This is a genomic window from Falcatimonas sp. MSJ-15, assembly GCF_018918265.1.
Classification (GTDB): Bacteria; Bacillota; Clostridia; order Lachnospirales; family Lachnospiraceae; genus Falcatimonas.
In genome coordinates, this window is record NZ_JAHLQC010000013.1 from 39,724 (window position 1) to 54,669 (window position 14,946).

At 36.9% G+C, this 14,946-nt stretch carries 14 protein-coding genes and 1 tRNA gene; 4 read left to right on the forward strand and 11 right to left on the reverse strand.

Features of this window, described 5'->3' with window-relative positions; all coding sequences use genetic code 11:
• Positions 1 to 9: 9 nt before the first annotated feature.
• Positions 10 to 2,148 carry a PTS transporter subunit IIABC gene (locus tag KQI85_RS10990; RefSeq protein WP_216576138.1) on the reverse strand — a complete coding sequence of 713 codons (2,139 nt, stop codon included), beginning with the start codon at positions 2,146 to 2,148 and terminating at the stop codon, positions 10 to 12.
• 428 nt (positions 2,149 to 2,576) lie between these two features.
• On the opposite strand from KQI85_RS10990, the gene KQI85_RS10995 reads away from it, so the two are divergent.
• A complete protein-coding gene (locus KQI85_RS10995) occupies positions 2,577 to 3,158 on the forward strand; it encodes a hypothetical protein (protein ID WP_253293842.1) in 582 nt (193 codons plus the stop codon).
• A gap of 137 nt (positions 3,159 to 3,295) precedes the next feature.
• Here KQI85_RS10995 and KQI85_RS11000 read toward each other — a convergent pair whose 3' ends face one another.
• The 9 genes from KQI85_RS11000 to KQI85_RS11040 all read right to left on the reverse strand — a co-directional run bounded on the left by KQI85_RS11000 (position 3,296) and on the right by KQI85_RS11040 (position 11,878).
• Positions 3,296 to 3,931, reverse strand: a complete 636-nt coding sequence (locus KQI85_RS11000) for a V-type ATP synthase subunit D (RefSeq protein ID WP_216576139.1) — start codon at positions 3,929 to 3,931, stop codon at positions 3,296 to 3,298.
• 11 nt (positions 3,932 to 3,942) lie between these two features.
• On the reverse strand, positions 3,943 to 5,331 hold the full coding sequence (locus KQI85_RS11005) for a V-type ATP synthase subunit B (RefSeq protein WP_216576140.1): 1,389 nt from the start codon (positions 5,329 to 5,331) through the stop codon (positions 3,943 to 3,945).
• A gap of 12 nt (positions 5,332 to 5,343) precedes the next feature.
• Positions 5,344 to 7,110 carry a V-type ATP synthase subunit A gene (locus KQI85_RS11010; RefSeq protein ID WP_216576141.1) on the reverse strand — a complete coding sequence of 589 codons (1,767 nt, stop codon included), beginning with the start codon at positions 7,108 to 7,110 and terminating at the stop codon, positions 5,344 to 5,346.
• A complete protein-coding gene (locus tag KQI85_RS11015; protein ID WP_371820605.1) occupies positions 7,103 to 7,699 on the reverse strand; it encodes a V-type ATP synthase subunit E in 597 nt (198 codons plus the stop codon). Before KQI85_RS11015 ends, KQI85_RS11010 begins: the two co-directional genes overlap by 8 nt.
• A gap of 91 nt (positions 7,700 to 7,790) precedes the next feature.
• A complete protein-coding gene (locus KQI85_RS11020) occupies positions 7,791 to 8,099 on the reverse strand; it encodes a V-type ATP synthase subunit F (RefSeq protein ID WP_216576142.1) in 309 nt (102 codons plus the stop codon).
• A gap of 4 nt (positions 8,100 to 8,103) precedes the next feature.
• Positions 8,104 to 8,532 carry an ATP synthase subunit C gene (locus tag KQI85_RS11025; RefSeq protein WP_216576143.1) on the reverse strand — a complete coding sequence of 143 codons (429 nt, stop codon included), beginning with the start codon at positions 8,530 to 8,532 and terminating at the stop codon, positions 8,104 to 8,106.
• Between the two features lie 29 nt (positions 8,533 to 8,561).
• Positions 8,562 to 10,502 (reverse strand): V-type ATPase 116kDa subunit family protein, encoded by a 1,941-nt coding sequence (locus KQI85_RS11030; protein WP_216576144.1) that lies wholly within the window; start codon positions 10,500 to 10,502, stop codon positions 8,562 to 8,564.
• Between the two features lie 19 nt (positions 10,503 to 10,521).
• Positions 10,522 to 11,559, reverse strand: coding sequence for a V-type ATPase subunit (locus KQI85_RS11035; RefSeq protein ID WP_216576145.1), 1,038 nt, complete (start codon positions 11,557 to 11,559; stop codon positions 10,522 to 10,524).
• A 7-nt stretch (positions 11,560 to 11,566) separates the two neighbouring features.
• Positions 11,567 to 11,878 (reverse strand): hypothetical protein, encoded by a 312-nt coding sequence (locus tag KQI85_RS11040; RefSeq protein WP_216576146.1) that lies wholly within the window; start codon positions 11,876 to 11,878, stop codon positions 11,567 to 11,569.
• Between the two features lie 280 nt (positions 11,879 to 12,158).
• Here KQI85_RS11040 and trmB point away from each other — a divergent pair, with 280 nt between their 5' ends.
• The 3 genes from trmB to KQI85_RS11055 all read left to right on the forward strand — a co-directional run bounded on the left by trmB (position 12,159) and on the right by KQI85_RS11055 (position 13,476).
• Entirely contained in the window at positions 12,159 to 12,794 is a 636-nt protein-coding gene (gene trmB, locus KQI85_RS11045; RefSeq protein ID WP_216576147.1) for a tRNA (guanosine(46)-N7)-methyltransferase TrmB, read from the forward strand.
• A 242-nt stretch (positions 12,795 to 13,036) separates the two neighbouring features.
• Entirely contained in the window at positions 13,037 to 13,180 is a 144-nt protein-coding gene (locus tag KQI85_RS11050) for a hypothetical protein (protein WP_216576148.1), read from the forward strand.
• Positions 13,181 to 13,403: 223 nt separating this feature from the next.
• Positions 13,404 to 13,476: transfer RNA gene (locus KQI85_RS11055), tRNA-Lys, on the forward strand.
• A gap of 309 nt (positions 13,477 to 13,785) precedes the next feature.
• On the opposite strand, the gene KQI85_RS11060 is transcribed toward KQI85_RS11055, so the two are convergent.
• Positions 13,786 to 14,793, reverse strand: a complete 1,008-nt coding sequence (locus KQI85_RS11060; protein WP_216576149.1) for a sugar kinase — start codon at positions 14,791 to 14,793, stop codon at positions 13,786 to 13,788.
• Positions 14,794 to 14,946 lie beyond the last annotated feature (153 nt).

The following is a 14,946-nucleotide window of genomic DNA, read 5'->3' on the forward strand; positions in this document are numbered from 1 at the left end:
TTTCTGTTATTAATTATATGTTTCAACTGCAAACAGTGGCTCTCCAGCCTTCACTGCACCCTCTGCAAGCAGCTTGATTCTTTGGTTATCTTCCAGTTCTGTGCAAAGAATTGGTGAACACAGTGATGGGGCATTCTCTTTGATATAATCCATATCAATCTGCATCAGCTTATCGCCCTTTTTCACCTTCTGTCCATTCTCAACAAATACCTCAAAGCCTTTACCATCCAGCTTCACGGTATCAATTCCAATGTGAAGCAGCAGTGATACCCCGCTGTCTCCCATGAATCCGATTGCATGCTTGGTATCAAAAACGAATGCAACCTCACCATCCTCTGGCGCTACGATTACTGCGTCTGTTGGAGTTACGACAGCTCCATCACCCATCATGCGTCCTGCAAAGGCCTCATCCGGAGCTGTTGCAAGGTCTGCTGCAATACCGGTAATCGGACTTGAGATAACAACGGATGCTGTAACTGTTCCTTCGTTATTCTCAGTCTTAGCTTCTGCCTTGACATCTGTCCGTTCCGGAGCCTCTTCTGCGATGATTTCCTCATCCGGTGCTGTCTCAAGATAATCTTCAAAGTTTGACTTAATTACGGTAACACGAGGTCCGTAAATAATCTGTACACCGTTGCCCTTATGAACAACGCCGGATGCTCCGGTTGCCTTTAACGCTGCATCGTTGACAAGTTCAGCCTTCACAACGGTACAACGAAGTCTTGTTGCGCAGCAGTCAACATCTGAGATGTTCTTCTTGCCGCCAAGTCCTCTTAAGATACCTTCTGAAACAGCATCCTCTGTGGATGCATTCTTGCCTTCTTCTTTTCTTGCATTCACATCTGCTCTTGTATAAAGCTTCACTTCCTCAGCATCGTCACGTCCCGGTGTCTTGAGGTTTAGCTTCTTAATTAAGAAGCTGAATAAGAAATAGTAAACAATAAAGTATACAATTCCGACAATTACAATCCAGATCCAGCTTGTTTTCTTATTGCCCTGTAAAATACCAAACAGGAATAAATCGATAAATCCACCTGAGAATGTCATACCTACACCAACATTAAAGATGTGCATAAGCATGTATGCCGCACCGGCAAGTACACAGTGAATTCCGTAAAGTAATGGTGCTACGAATAAGAAGGTGAACTCCAGTGGCTCTGTAATACCTGTGAGCATGGAGGTAAGTGCTGCGGAAAGAAGAAGTCCTGCTACTGCCTTTCTCTTCTCCGGCTTTGCTGTCTTGTACATTGCAAGTGCTGCTCCAGGAAGTCCGAAAATCATAAGCGGGAACTTACCTGACATAAATCTTGTTGCGGATACTGCAAAATGCTCTACTGTTGGGTCTGAGAGCTGTGCAAAGAAGATATTCTGTGCGCCCTCGATCACCTGACCGGATACCTCTAAGGTTCCACCAACTGCTGTCTGCCAGAATGGAAGATAGAATACATGGTGAAGACCGAATGGAATCAGTAAACGCTCCATGAATCCGTATACCCAGGTTCCTGCGTAACCGGAACGTAATACAATATCACCGATTGCATAGATTCCTGACTGAATTGCCGGCCAGATGAAAAACATCAAGATTCCGACACCTACATATACAAGTCCTGAAATAATCGGTACGAATCTTGTTCCTCCGAAGAAGGATAATACCTGTGGCAGTTCAATTCTGTAGAATTTGTTGTGAAGTGCTGCAACTCCAAGTCCTACGATGATACCGCCAAATACACCCATCTGAAGGGAAGTGATTCCACATACATCGGTAACCGCACCGGAGAGCATTGTTTCTGATCCTCCGTTAACCGTAATCAGTGCCCCAATGGATGCGTGCATGATGAAGAATGAGATAACTGCTGCAAGTGCTGCAACCTCCTTCTCCTTCTTTGCCATTCCGATAGCTACACCCATTGCGAAAATAACCGGCAGGTTGGCAAACACAATGTTACCGGCTGCGTTCATAACCTGTAAAATCTGATTGATAATAGTTCCAGGTCCCATGATTCCCATAAGACCATAAGCTTCTAACATGGTTTCATTGGTAAATGATCCTCCAAGACCGAGCAGTAAGCCTGCTACAGGAAGGATAGCGATTGGAAGCATAAACGATCTTCCGACCCTTTGTAAAACTCCAAAAATTTTGTCTTTCATAAGATACGCCTCTTTCTTAATTAGATACTCTAAATACTTGTTTGTATTGTGTCCATTTTTGGGAATTATCATTTCGGTAGCCTGCAATTTGTTAAGACAATTTCTCCCGGGCGTTTGTCTTTTGTGAATCAAAAAAAGCAAGCGATAACCCTACATAAATATCCCTCAAAAATACTTACGCACGGTTAATGCCTGCTTATCAGTTACACACCATGTTTTACAATTAATTTATAACATAACCCTGTCCTAAAGTCAATATATTTCCGTGCTTGAGTTTCCGCAGTTTTATCCACAGTCCCCTGATTACTACTGCTTCTTTATGGACAACTTAAAAAAATGCCCAAAATATAAGGAATCTTCTTCCCTTTTGATGTAAAATTAAGCTACCAACCAAAAACCTTACTAAACAAAAAAGAAGGAGATTCCCTATGGTTAATTGTACATCAAATACTTACACTTTGAAACGAAAAATTTTAACTTTTTCAAATAAAATTTCAAGACGTCTTTCCAAACCAGAACGTAAATTTACAGCAGATATTACATACGGTATGCTGGCCGCCGGAAGTTGTCTCCTAACAGATGTTGTTGATCAGCTTCATAAAAACTCCAAAAAGATAAATATTGTTGACCGCCTTTCCAGACACCTTGATAAAGGTACTCCTGCCGAAGTAGCCGCTTCTTATCTTCAACAGGTTAAAAAATGGGTTCCGGCAGAGCCTGTGATTCACATTGATGACAGCGATGTTGTAAAACCAGATGGTTATAAATTTGAGTCACTGGGTATCGTGCGCGATGGTTCGGAAAGTACCTCTACAAAAATAGATAAAAAAATAGTTCTCCCAAAGTCCGGTTCAGATGGGGCTTATTTCAGTGCCTCTAATCAGCAGACTGTCCATCTCTTTCTTTCGAAGAAACGACAAATTGGCACTTTGGGAAGATTTATCTATTTCATAATTACATTTTGCGGAAACTCAAGACTTTTTGTGAACAATGTTTTGGAATTTAAATGACTAGAATTTAAATGATGGGTATTAATTAATATTTTGTATGGTGTGGGATATATAATATATATAGCCACTTGATATATTATACGCTCCATTTTAGATAGGTGCTCAAATATCAAGTGGCTATATACTTATTTTAACAATTATTTGTTCTTCTGGTTCTTTTTCTTAGTCTGAGTTCTCTTTATGACTTTAAGTCTTGTGAATTCTTCTCTTTCCTTTTCTTCAAGGGCATTAACAATTGTTGTTGTAAGTGCCTGGTATGTTGGAATAGTTATATTCTTAAGAGCATTAGCACGTTTTTGAGTTTTGTTAATATTAGTTGCAAGACGATATGCTGAATTCTCAACAGATGCAAGTCTTATTGTAAGCTCACGAACTTTATCAAAGTTCATTCTGGCTTCGTCAAGAGATTCTCTTGTACTATAAAAAGCATACGTTGGAGCAGAGTTGTTATCACCTTGTACAAGTGGAATCTCTGTTCCCATTATACTTCTTGTCTTTATCTTGATGGAGTTATCTATAGGTATTGACTGTGATATCTCTTCAACATATCTGATACCAAGCTCAATGTTGGCTTTTTGCAAAGCGGCGTATGCAGCTGTGAATGTTGAATCGATCTCAGTCTGTATTGCTGATGCCTGGTCGATAAGTTCCATTAACTCACGAATGAGGATATTTCTCTTCTTATCCATAAGTTCATAGCCTTGTTTTGCAAGGGCTAATGAATTCTTGGCTAAGATAAGGTTACCTTTTGTAGGAAAGCTTCTAGGATCCATACAATCACCCCTTACTTATCAGCTGGTTTGGCATCATAATATTCGTCAAGAATCTTAGTATTGATTCGATCAAGTTCTTCACGAGGAAGTAGTCTTAATAACTCCCAGCCAAGTTCAAGTGTCTGTGTAATTGTTCTGTTTTCTTCTTCTCCCTGACCTACGAATCTTGTCTCAAATTCTTTACCAAAGTGTAAGTATTTCTTATCAATATCTGAAAGTTCATCTTCACCGATAACTGATGCAAGTGCTCTTGCTTCACCAACTTTTGCATATGATGAGAATAGCTGGTTGGCTACATCCTGATGATCTTTTCTTGTATATCCTTCACCGATACCATCTTTCATAAGTCGTGAAAGTGATGGCAGTACGTTGATTGGTGGATATATTGCCTGTCCATTAAGGTTACGGTCAAGTACGATCTGACCTTCTGTTATATATCCTGTTAAGTCAGGAATTGGATGTGTAATATCATCGTTAGGCATTGTAAGGATTGGGATCTGTGTAACAGAACCATTAACGCCACTTACGATACCGGCTCTTTCATATATTGTTGCAAGCTCACTGTATAAGTAGCCTGGGAAACCTTTTCTTGAAGGAATCTCACCTTTTGATGATGATACTTCTCGAAGTGCTTCTGCGAATGATGTCATATCTGTAAGGATAACAAGGATGTGTTTTCCTTTTTCAAATGCGAGATATTCGGCTGCTGTTAATGCAACTTTTGGTGTTATAAGTCTTTCTACAACAGGATCGTTAGCAAGGTTTAAGAACATACATACATGGTCTGAAACACCGCTTTCTTCGAATGTTTTCTTGAAGTATTCGGCAACATCGTATTTAACACCCATAGCTGCGAATACGATAGCGAAATCTTCATCTGAATCATCTCCAAGTGAAGCCTGTTTAACGATCTGTGCTGCAAGTTTATCATGTGGAAGACCATTTCCTGAGAAGATAGGAAGTTTCTGTCCACGAATAAGTGTTGTCAGACAATCAATTGCTGATATACCGGTTCTTATATAGTTACGAGGATACTCACGAGTTACAGGATTAAGTGGTTTACCATTAACATCTCTTTTACATTCAGCATTGATTGGACCAAGATTATCGATTGGTTCACCGATACCATTAAATGTTCTTCCAAGAAGTTCTTCTGATAGACCGATCTCCATTGGATGTCCTGTAAGTTTTGTATGAGTATTGTTAAGTGACATGTTTTCTGAACCTTCAAATACCTGAATTACGGCTTTGTCTTCATATATTTCAACAATACGTCCGAGTTTTTTCTGGTTATTTTCAACTGTAATTTCTACAATTTCTTCAAAGGCAGCGTTTTTAACGCCCTCTAATACAATAAGAGGTCCGTTGATTTCGCTGAGTCCTAAATATTCTATTGACATACGAGAGCCTCCTTATGCATTCTTTTCGAGAACACGATCGTAGAAATCGTCAATCTCTTTTTTATATTCATCAAATTTGTAAAGATCTTTGTTGGCAACGTCATATTTGATTGCAATTATTCTCTCGAATATGTTCTCTGATTTTAATACTGACATTGGCATTCCCATTGTTACAAGGGCTTTACATTTTTTGTTAAGATAGAGGATTGTCTCCATCATCTTTAACTGTTTCTCAAGTGGTACACATGTGTCTTCTGGATGGAAAGCGTTCTGCTGTAAGAATCCAAGACGGATAACTCTTGCAATTTCAAGAACAAGTTTCTGATCGTCTGGAAGAACATCGCTACCAATAAGTTTTACAATCTCAATGAGGCTGCTCTCCTGGTTAAGTATTGCAACTAACTGGTTTCTGTAATGTACGAAGTTAGGATCTATATTGTCTGCGTACCATGGAGCGAGATCTGAGAGATATTCGCTGTAACTTGTTAACCAATGAATTGCAGGAAAGTGTCTGGCATATGCAAGTGATTTATCAAGTCCCCAGAAGCATCTTACAAATCGTTTTGTGTTCTGTGTTACTGGTTCTGAGAAGTCACCACCCTGTGGAGATACAGCACCGATAATTGATACTGAACCTTCTGTTCCATTAAGGTTTTGCATCATTCCGGCTCTTTCGTAGAATGCTGAAAGTCTTGATGCTAAGTATGCAGGGAAACCTTCTTCGGCTGGCATCTCTTCAAGTCGTCCTGACAGTTCTCGTAAAGCTTCTGCCCAACGTGATGTTGAGTCAGCCATTATAGCTACATCATATCCCATGTCTCTGTAGTATTCAGCTAGTGTAATACCTGTATAGATACTTGCTTCACGGGCTGCAACAGGCATGTTTGATGTATTGGCAATAAGTGTTGTTCTGTCCATCAGTGGATTGCCTGATTTTGGATCGACAAGTTTTGAGAAGTCTTCAAGTACCTGTGTCATCTCGTTACCACGTTCACCACATCCGATATATACGATTATATCTGCATCTGACCATTTTGCGATCTGATGCTGTGTCATTGTCTTACCTGTACCAAAACCTCCTGGAATAGCTGCTGTACCACCTTTTGCTATTGGGAAGAGTGTATCAAGAATACGCTGTCCTGTTACAAGTGGTTTGGCAGCAGGATATCTTTTGCTTGTTGGTCTTGGAACTCTGATTGGCCATTTTTGTGACATTGTAAGTTTTACTTCTGTTCCATCATTTAATTGTAATGTACAGAGTGGATCATTGATTGTATATTCTCCATCTTCACATACATCAAGGATTATACCTTCCATATTAGGAGGTACCATTACTTTATGAACGATCGCATGTGTCTCTGGTACTTCAGCGATTATTGTTCCACCGAATACTGCCTGACCTTTTTCGATTGTCATGTGTGTTTTCCATAATTTTTCTGTATCAAGTGAATCGACACTTACACCACGGCTGATGTATGCGCCTGATTTTTTCGCAATTTCGCTTAGTGGTCTTTCAATTCCATCGAAGATGTTAGAAAGTATACCAGGAGCTAGTGTTACAGAGATTGCATCACCTGTTGCGACTACTTCTTCACCAGGTTTTAATCCTGTAGTTTCCTCAAAAACCTGAATTGTTGTAGTATCTTTGGTAAGGTTAATTACTTCACCAACAAGTTTTTCCTTACCTACATATACCATTTCTGACATTTTAAATCCGGTATTGCCTTTTAGGTATATGACAGGACCGTTAATGCCGTATATAATACCAGTTCTATTCATGGCTAATACCTCCGTTAAAGTTAAAGTTTTCTTTTGCTTCTTCGAGTTTTTTTGCAAATGAATTATCTATTAAGATGTTTCTATCACGAATAACGGCTCTTGTTCCACCCATGAATGAGTATTCACTTATTGTGAGTGAAGCACCTGTCATCATCTCGAGTTTGCTAAGGCTTTCGGAATCGGCAGGATCTATATAGATTGTTACATCGGATTCTCCGGCTATGTCAACTGCCTCTTTGATCTCCTTAACAAGAAGCTTTGTATAGTCTTCAGTACTCATATATTCTTCAAGCATATGAGCTACTTCTACAAATAGTTTATCTTTTAGTTCAGCCTGTTTTTTTGTTATTTTTCTCTTTATGTGAAGCACCTGTTTGCTGATCTCTTTATTTCTGTTACGTTGAAGTTTGTCTTCTTCAACTTTTATCTGGAGTTCAGCTTTTTTCAGTGTCTCAGCTTTATGCTCATCAGCGATTTTTGCCAGAGCTTCTTTGTAATCTGAGATCATTTTCTGACTTCTGTTTTGTGCGTCTTCTATAGAAGCGTTTAAAAAGTGTTGAAGTTTTTCTTCAGTTGTCAAGTTATTCACCTACTTTACCTGATTTTTGGATACTGCATACAGACATATTATGTGTGGTTAATGCAATATAGCAGTTTGCAATAAGTCTGTATGCTGTTTTTTATAGATTGAGTCCGATTGCTTCATTAACGTATGCTGTTATGAAGTCAGGACTTCTTCCTGTACCATGTCTGTCTGGTATCTCTACGAGAAGAGGAAGTTTGTTATTGGTTTTTAGTTCAAGAACTAGATCAGGAAAGTCGTGACTAAGCTTTTCAGTTAAAAGAATTATACCGATCTCTTTGTTCTGTAATGCCTTGTCGAATGCTTCCTTAAGTTCTTCTTTTTCGTGGACAACGACACCTTCTACTCCGGCAAGCCTCATTCCTGTCTGTGTATCCACGTTGTCGCTTATTAAAAACATTTTCATAGTATTATAATTTACCTAAAATCATGAAGGAGATGATTAAGCCGTAGAGGGCAACACCTTCAGCAAGACCTACGAAGATAAGTGATTTACCAAGAATACTTGAATCTTCGCTGATTGCACCAAGAGCGGCACTTGCAGCGCTTGCAACTGCAATACCACCACCGATACATGATAAACCTGTAACTAAAGCGGCAGCAAGGTAACCTAAACCTGTTGAAAGACCAGCTGATGCAGCTGCATCTGCTGCAAATGCGTTACCGCTGAACATAGCGATGTTTGCAAGAATTAATGTTCCAAAGAAGAAAAAGCAGTTGATTCCAAGTGAAGTTTTGTATCTTCCTTTTGATCTTTCTCCAATTAAAAATGCTCCAAAAGGAATTACTATGCTAAGTATTAAAGCAATAATTAAAACGATTTTTGTTAATGTCATCATAAAGATATGACCTCCTTAATTAATGTTGATTATTTGTTATTACCAGCCTTGTATGGCTTGAATTCATGACCGTTTCCTTTGTAGAAACGACTGAATAATTCATAATATTCAAGTCGTAGTACCTGAATACCTACGATAAGTCCTTCCATACCCATTACAAAAAGGTTGCCAAGGATTACAACAATCCAGTTAGGACTTCCGCCTTCTGTAGCTCCTGCAAGCATGAGAACAACTTCCATCATGGCTGCGTGGCTGACAGCAAATGCACCAATACGGACAAATGAAAGTGTATTGGAGAAGTAGCTTAAAAGAACTTCAAACATCTCGAAGAGTGTCTGTACAATGAACATTCCGACACCTGTTTCTGTATCTTTTGCTTTTTTGTCAACAATTCTTGTTAATGGTTCTTTTAGTGCTATTAGAATAAGTGGGATTACAAACATAATTACAAGTACTGCTGTAGCTGGAAGTGAGTTGCCTGTCATGAACAGTACAATCACAAGTACAAGTGAAGCATAGAATACAAATCCTGCCATAGCGTTAGTGTCAAAGAATTTGTTCTCTGTGTCATGCTGTTTGAATCCATTTATAACATGTAATATCATTGATACAAGCACAAGGAACATACCAAATGCAATAGCAACAACGAAAACTGTATTAAGTTTACCTATGAATGGCAATGTTGTCATATGCTCAACCGGTCTAAGCCATACTGCATCGAGAACGTTCTCAAATCCGAATACCGAACCGAACATGAATCCGAAGAATGTGGAGAAGACACCTGCACATGATACAATCGCTGCAAGGTTAATCTTTTTAAATTTGTAAAGTAACAGTCCACCTATGAATAAGACGAGTCCCTGTCCGACATCACCAAACATCGCACCAAATATAAATGAGTATGTTAATGCTACAAATATTGTTGGATCGAATTCGTTATATGCAGGAAGTCCATACATCTTAATAAACATTTCAAATGGCTTGAAAAGTTTTGGATTTTTTAATTTGGTAGGTGGTGTTGAGAATATATTGTTGTGATCGTCTTCTACAATGCAGAAGATGTCCGGATCGTTTTCAATCTCTTTCTCAAATTTTTTAGCATCTGATTCAGTCATCCATCCACAAAGAATATAAAATACAAGGTTATCATCCTTTGTGCATGCAGCTAATTTTCGGACGTCAAAATTAGTTGATAAAGAATTTAATTTGTTATATGATGCACGAATGTCTGAAGCGTTCTTAGAGAGAAGTTCAGCTATTTTAGTATTTACTTCAGTAAGTTCACTGTCTAATTCGGCAATCTTTTTCTCGAGTTCGGCAATTGCTTTTGATGGCTTACCTTCATATTCATCAGGGATAAATAATCTCTCGAAGTGTAGTGATGAGTAGACAGCATCGATCTTTTCTGATTCGGATACAGGAACGAAGTATACGCCCCATACGTAATCTTCATCAGTATGGCATTTGTAGAATACTGTGTCTAAATCATCATATACATATTTCTCAAATTTTTCGTAATATTCATTGGAGATCTTACCAAATCTGAATTTTACGAATTGGAATTTTAATAATTTGTCTACATCAAATTCCAGTTCTTTGAAGTTGATAATCTTTGAAAGGGACTGCTTTAACAGATTCTGTCTGCTCTCAAGATTATTCTTCTCTCTGTTGTAAGATTCAAGACAATTGTCTGTGTCACTTACTGTCTGTAGGGCTTTTTCAAGAGTAATGTCTTTTGAAGCCACGGCGGAAATATTAGATTTATCAAGTAAATCTGAAAATGATTTCGCCTTTGTCAGAGCATCTTTATATGGATTGATCTCCATATATGGCTTAAGGTCGCTTACCGTTTTTAGTTCTGAAAGTGCATTCTCAAGCTGTATTTCATACTTTGAGAGGTATTTTTCAGTAACTCGGTCAATGTCTTCCTTAGGTCCTGTGATGCTCAAAAATTTCATTTTGACAATCACTATGCACACCTCCGTTAACTTAATTTGTAATATAACTTAAAATAGTATTAGAATCTAAGCCGTATCGTACACACTCTAATGCGGTGGTAAGCATTCTTATTTCTCTCTCTTTAAAGAAAAGATATGAATTAATAGTTGCTATAGTGTAAGGCTTTTTCTTACTTTCTAAGCTGTGCATCATAAAACGATTCTTTCGATAGAATTCTTCAGGAGAATTAAGATTAAGACTATTATATAGTCTGCCATAGTAGCTTCCTGATATTATATCTTCAAGATCTTTCCATGATTCAGCGTTTACCATTGCGTTCAAAGTTTCTTTTTTGAGCTTATAATTAACTGGTATTATAAGTGAATAGATATCAGTATTAGGGATATTATAGAACTTTTTGGCTCTGTATATCCACTGAATATTGAGCATGTCTATCTGGCAACCATAGTTATGTGTGATGATCTTAAGATCATCACCTTTCAGGTATTTACCAATAGTCTTCCATACTGATGTAAAATGATACAGATCAAGTTGCATCTCGTAATCAAAGAGCGTTGGTACTGAAAGTGACTGTAATTTGCTAAGTGGCTTATAATAATCAGTTCCTTCAAGGTTAGAAACTAATTCTTCAATGGTTGTGGAGTTTGATAATTTTACAATGTCAATCTTTGAATGACTTTTGAAGAAGTCTTCAAATAAAGACAAATCAAGAGAGACTTCTCTCTTATCAAAAACCATACGCATACAGGACTTTAATATGTTGACTTCATATTTAATAAAATGAAGATCCATAAAGTCTCTTTGTTTTACATTTGCAAACTTATATATCTTTGCGTAGTCCATATACACGCTGTATTCAAGCATCTGTTCTATCTCATCACGATGGATATTATGCTCATCAACGTGCTCAAAAATCTCATGATAACCTGGGTGAGATTTTAAGAAGGCGACGAATTCTGATACAGACTCTATGCCTGATATGGTATTTTTATCCTCGCTGCTGATAAGTTTGCTGCTCATAGCTTTGATTTTGGTATTAATACCACTGTAGGATAATATATTTCCCATAGGTTTATCACTCTCCAATAATAGAAGTCATCAATTGCTTTGCTAATGAAACATGGTTGTTTTCGTAATCTGCCTCCAGGCCGGACAAAGTACTTTCTGTTTGTTTCTTCTGGGCTTCAAGTTCATTTTTTAATTCTGTTTCAAGTTCACTGCGCATTTTTACTATTTTGCTTTGTGTTTCGGCTTCAACTTTTTGGTCGAATTCAGCAATCATGGCTTCGTTGGCAGCAGCAAGCTCTTTTTTCTCAGAAGCGGCGTGTTCCATAATCTTCACAGCTCTTTCTTCTATCTCAGAAAGGGTTTTTACAACTTGTTCCATAAATACCTCCTTAATATTTTTTTTCAAACCTTATAATACACTTTTTTTAAAAAAATTCAATCAATATTTTGAATGAAAATTTTACAAATTTCCCAAAAAAATTGTTTGAAAAGATATATAAATTTGTGTATTATTGTATGTGTTACATTATGAATTGATATATATTTAACAAACACATATATATATATTAGTCACTTTCTTACATATTGTCAAAGAAAAAAAACAAAATGTATGATAAGTGCTTTCATATTATTATATTTCGTTATGGAAAGGGAAATTTATGAGATTAAGAAATGTAAAAGGTGCAAGAGAAGGCCTTGTTGAAAGTAAATATGTTATTGATGAACCAAAACTTAATAAAGGCAGATGGAGAGAAGTGTTTAATAATGCGAATCCTGTGCATATTGAGATTGGTATGGGTAAAGGTAAGTTCATTACAGAGCTTGCACTTAAGAATCCGGATATCAATTATATAGGGATTGAAAAATTCTCAAGTGTTCTTATAAGAGCTGTTGAGAAGATGAATGAACTTGAACTTCCAAATCTCTTATTTATAAGAATGGATGCTGAAGAGATAACGGAAGTGTTTGGAGAAGGAGAAGTTGATAAGATATATCTTAATTTCTCTGATCCATGGCCAAAAGACAGACATGCGAAGAGAAGACTTACATCAAGACAGTTCCTTGGAAGATATGATATTATTCTTAATAAGGCTGGTGATGTTAACTTTAAGACAGATAATAGAAGTCTGTTTGATTTTTCTGTTGAAGAGATTAAAGAGGCTGGCTGGGAGATAACCGGTATTACTTATGATCTTCATAACAGTGATATGAATGAAGGAAATATAATGACTGAATATGAAGAGAAATTCAGTGCTAAAGGAAATCCTATTCATAAAGTTGTTGCAAGAAGATAATTATTGTAAAAGCTGTATTTAGATGGCCTTGAAAAAACAATTAAACAATGGCTTTTGACTTAAATTATTTTTAAAATTGAGATTTGGTAAAATATGATATTATGATGCATATATAATAAGTAAAAAACTAAGTGATATTTAATTATTATATATGCATTTTCTAAGTAAGACATAATGTGGCTTTGTATATGGTCTGCTTACTTAAAGGCGATATTAAGTAATTATTATCAATGGAGATTTTTATGAGAAGAGGTCTAAGAAAGTTAAGATGTCATATTCAGAGAATTTTTATATGTAATTGCAGACTTAATAAGAAAGCATTAAGATGCAGGAAGTCTTTTGATGAAGTTAAGAGACTTATTGATTGTGGCAAGTGTAAAAAATAGAGAGATAAAGTTATTAAAAGAATAGATATTAGTGTTTACAATTGCATATATCAGGATCACGATTTTGGTTTTGTAACAGTTTTTACAATCTGTATAACTGTTGCAAAGCCAGAATTTATAAGGGATTATGGTACATAATTAAAAAAATTAAAAAAAATTAAAAAAGTACTTGCATTATTTAAAAACATGATATATAATAATAAACGCGTCACAGATAAGTGATGGGCTAATAGCTCAGTTGGTAGAGCACCTGACTCTTAATCAGGGTGTCCAGGGTTCGAACCCCTGTTGGCCCACTAAAGGTACTAGTTTTGCAGATTGTAAGCTGCGGGGTTAGTGCTTTTTTTTGCCCATTTCCTGAATATGAGATGACAAATATTCAGTTACAATCTTTTAGCAACTGATTCATATAGATATCTTAACTATGCAATTCTTTCCGGGAATGATACTGCTCATTATGGGTACGATTCTTTGGGAAGATTTTTTTGCTTGGAAAATAGAATATTAAAAAAGAGTTTAAAAAAGGAGACCCCCAGGAATTTGGGGAAAATTCCTGGGGGGTGTTGCCTGTAACTGGTACAGGTGGCAATGGGTTTTATATACAATTATCTCTGTATATCGTATGTATTATTCATTAACCTTAGGATCTGCTCCTTACTGGTAATGTTTGTATCGCCTCTTATAGAATGTTTCATTACTGATGATGCAACAGCAAAGTCTATAACGTCCTGTGGCTGCATCTGTTCCATAAGTGCGAATATGAGACCGGATGAGAATGCGTCTCCGCCACCTACACGGTCTACTATATCAAAATTAATTAACTTGCTCTCGTATGTTGTGCCGTCCATATACAGGTATGCCTTTAATGAGTTATTGCTTCCTGAATGAACGAAGCGGACTGTTCTTGCAATTGCTTTAAAATGATACTGATGGTCTAATTCTTTCATTACAGGATCCATCTGTTCAAATGTCGGCTGCATTGTAAGTCCGTCTTTGTAATCATGTCCCTCTGGATTGTATAGATGAAGAGGTTCGATTCCTATAAGAACGTCTACATATTTCATGTATGTACTTAATACGTCTCGTGCTGTCTCGAATGACCACAGTTTACTTCTGAAGTTAGGATCGAAACTTACTGTAAGTCCATATTGTTTTGCAGTTCTTAATGCTTTCTCGATAAGACGTCTGCAATTATAAGATAGTGCAGGTGTTATGCCGCTTAAGTGTAACCAGTCATAGTCTTTTAAAAAGCTTAAGTCTACATCAGTGTAATCGAATTCACTGAATGCTGAATGTGCACGGTCATATATTACCTGTGAAGCTCTTACTGCGACACCTTCTTCAAGATAATAGATTCCCATTCGTTCACCGGAACGAATAATATGCTTAGTGTGTACATCATTGGCCTTTAAGTAGCTAATTGTTGATTTACCAAGGTCTGTGTCAGGTAAAACTGTAAATATAGTACTGTCAATACCAAGATTAGCTAGCGATACGGCAACGTTGGCTTCTGCTCCACCATAATTCATAATGAAGTTATGAGTTGTAACTATCTTCTCATAGTTTGGAGGAGAAAATCTTAATAATATTTCGCCGATTGTAATAAACTTCATAAGGCACCTCCTGTGTAAATGTTAAATATCACATTCGCATATACGAATTAAAAACGCAAATCCGAAATACTATACTTATTGTATAATACATCGACAGAAAATGCAACAATATTTTGCTATTTTGGCTATTTTTTTAAATAAAAAATAAATAGA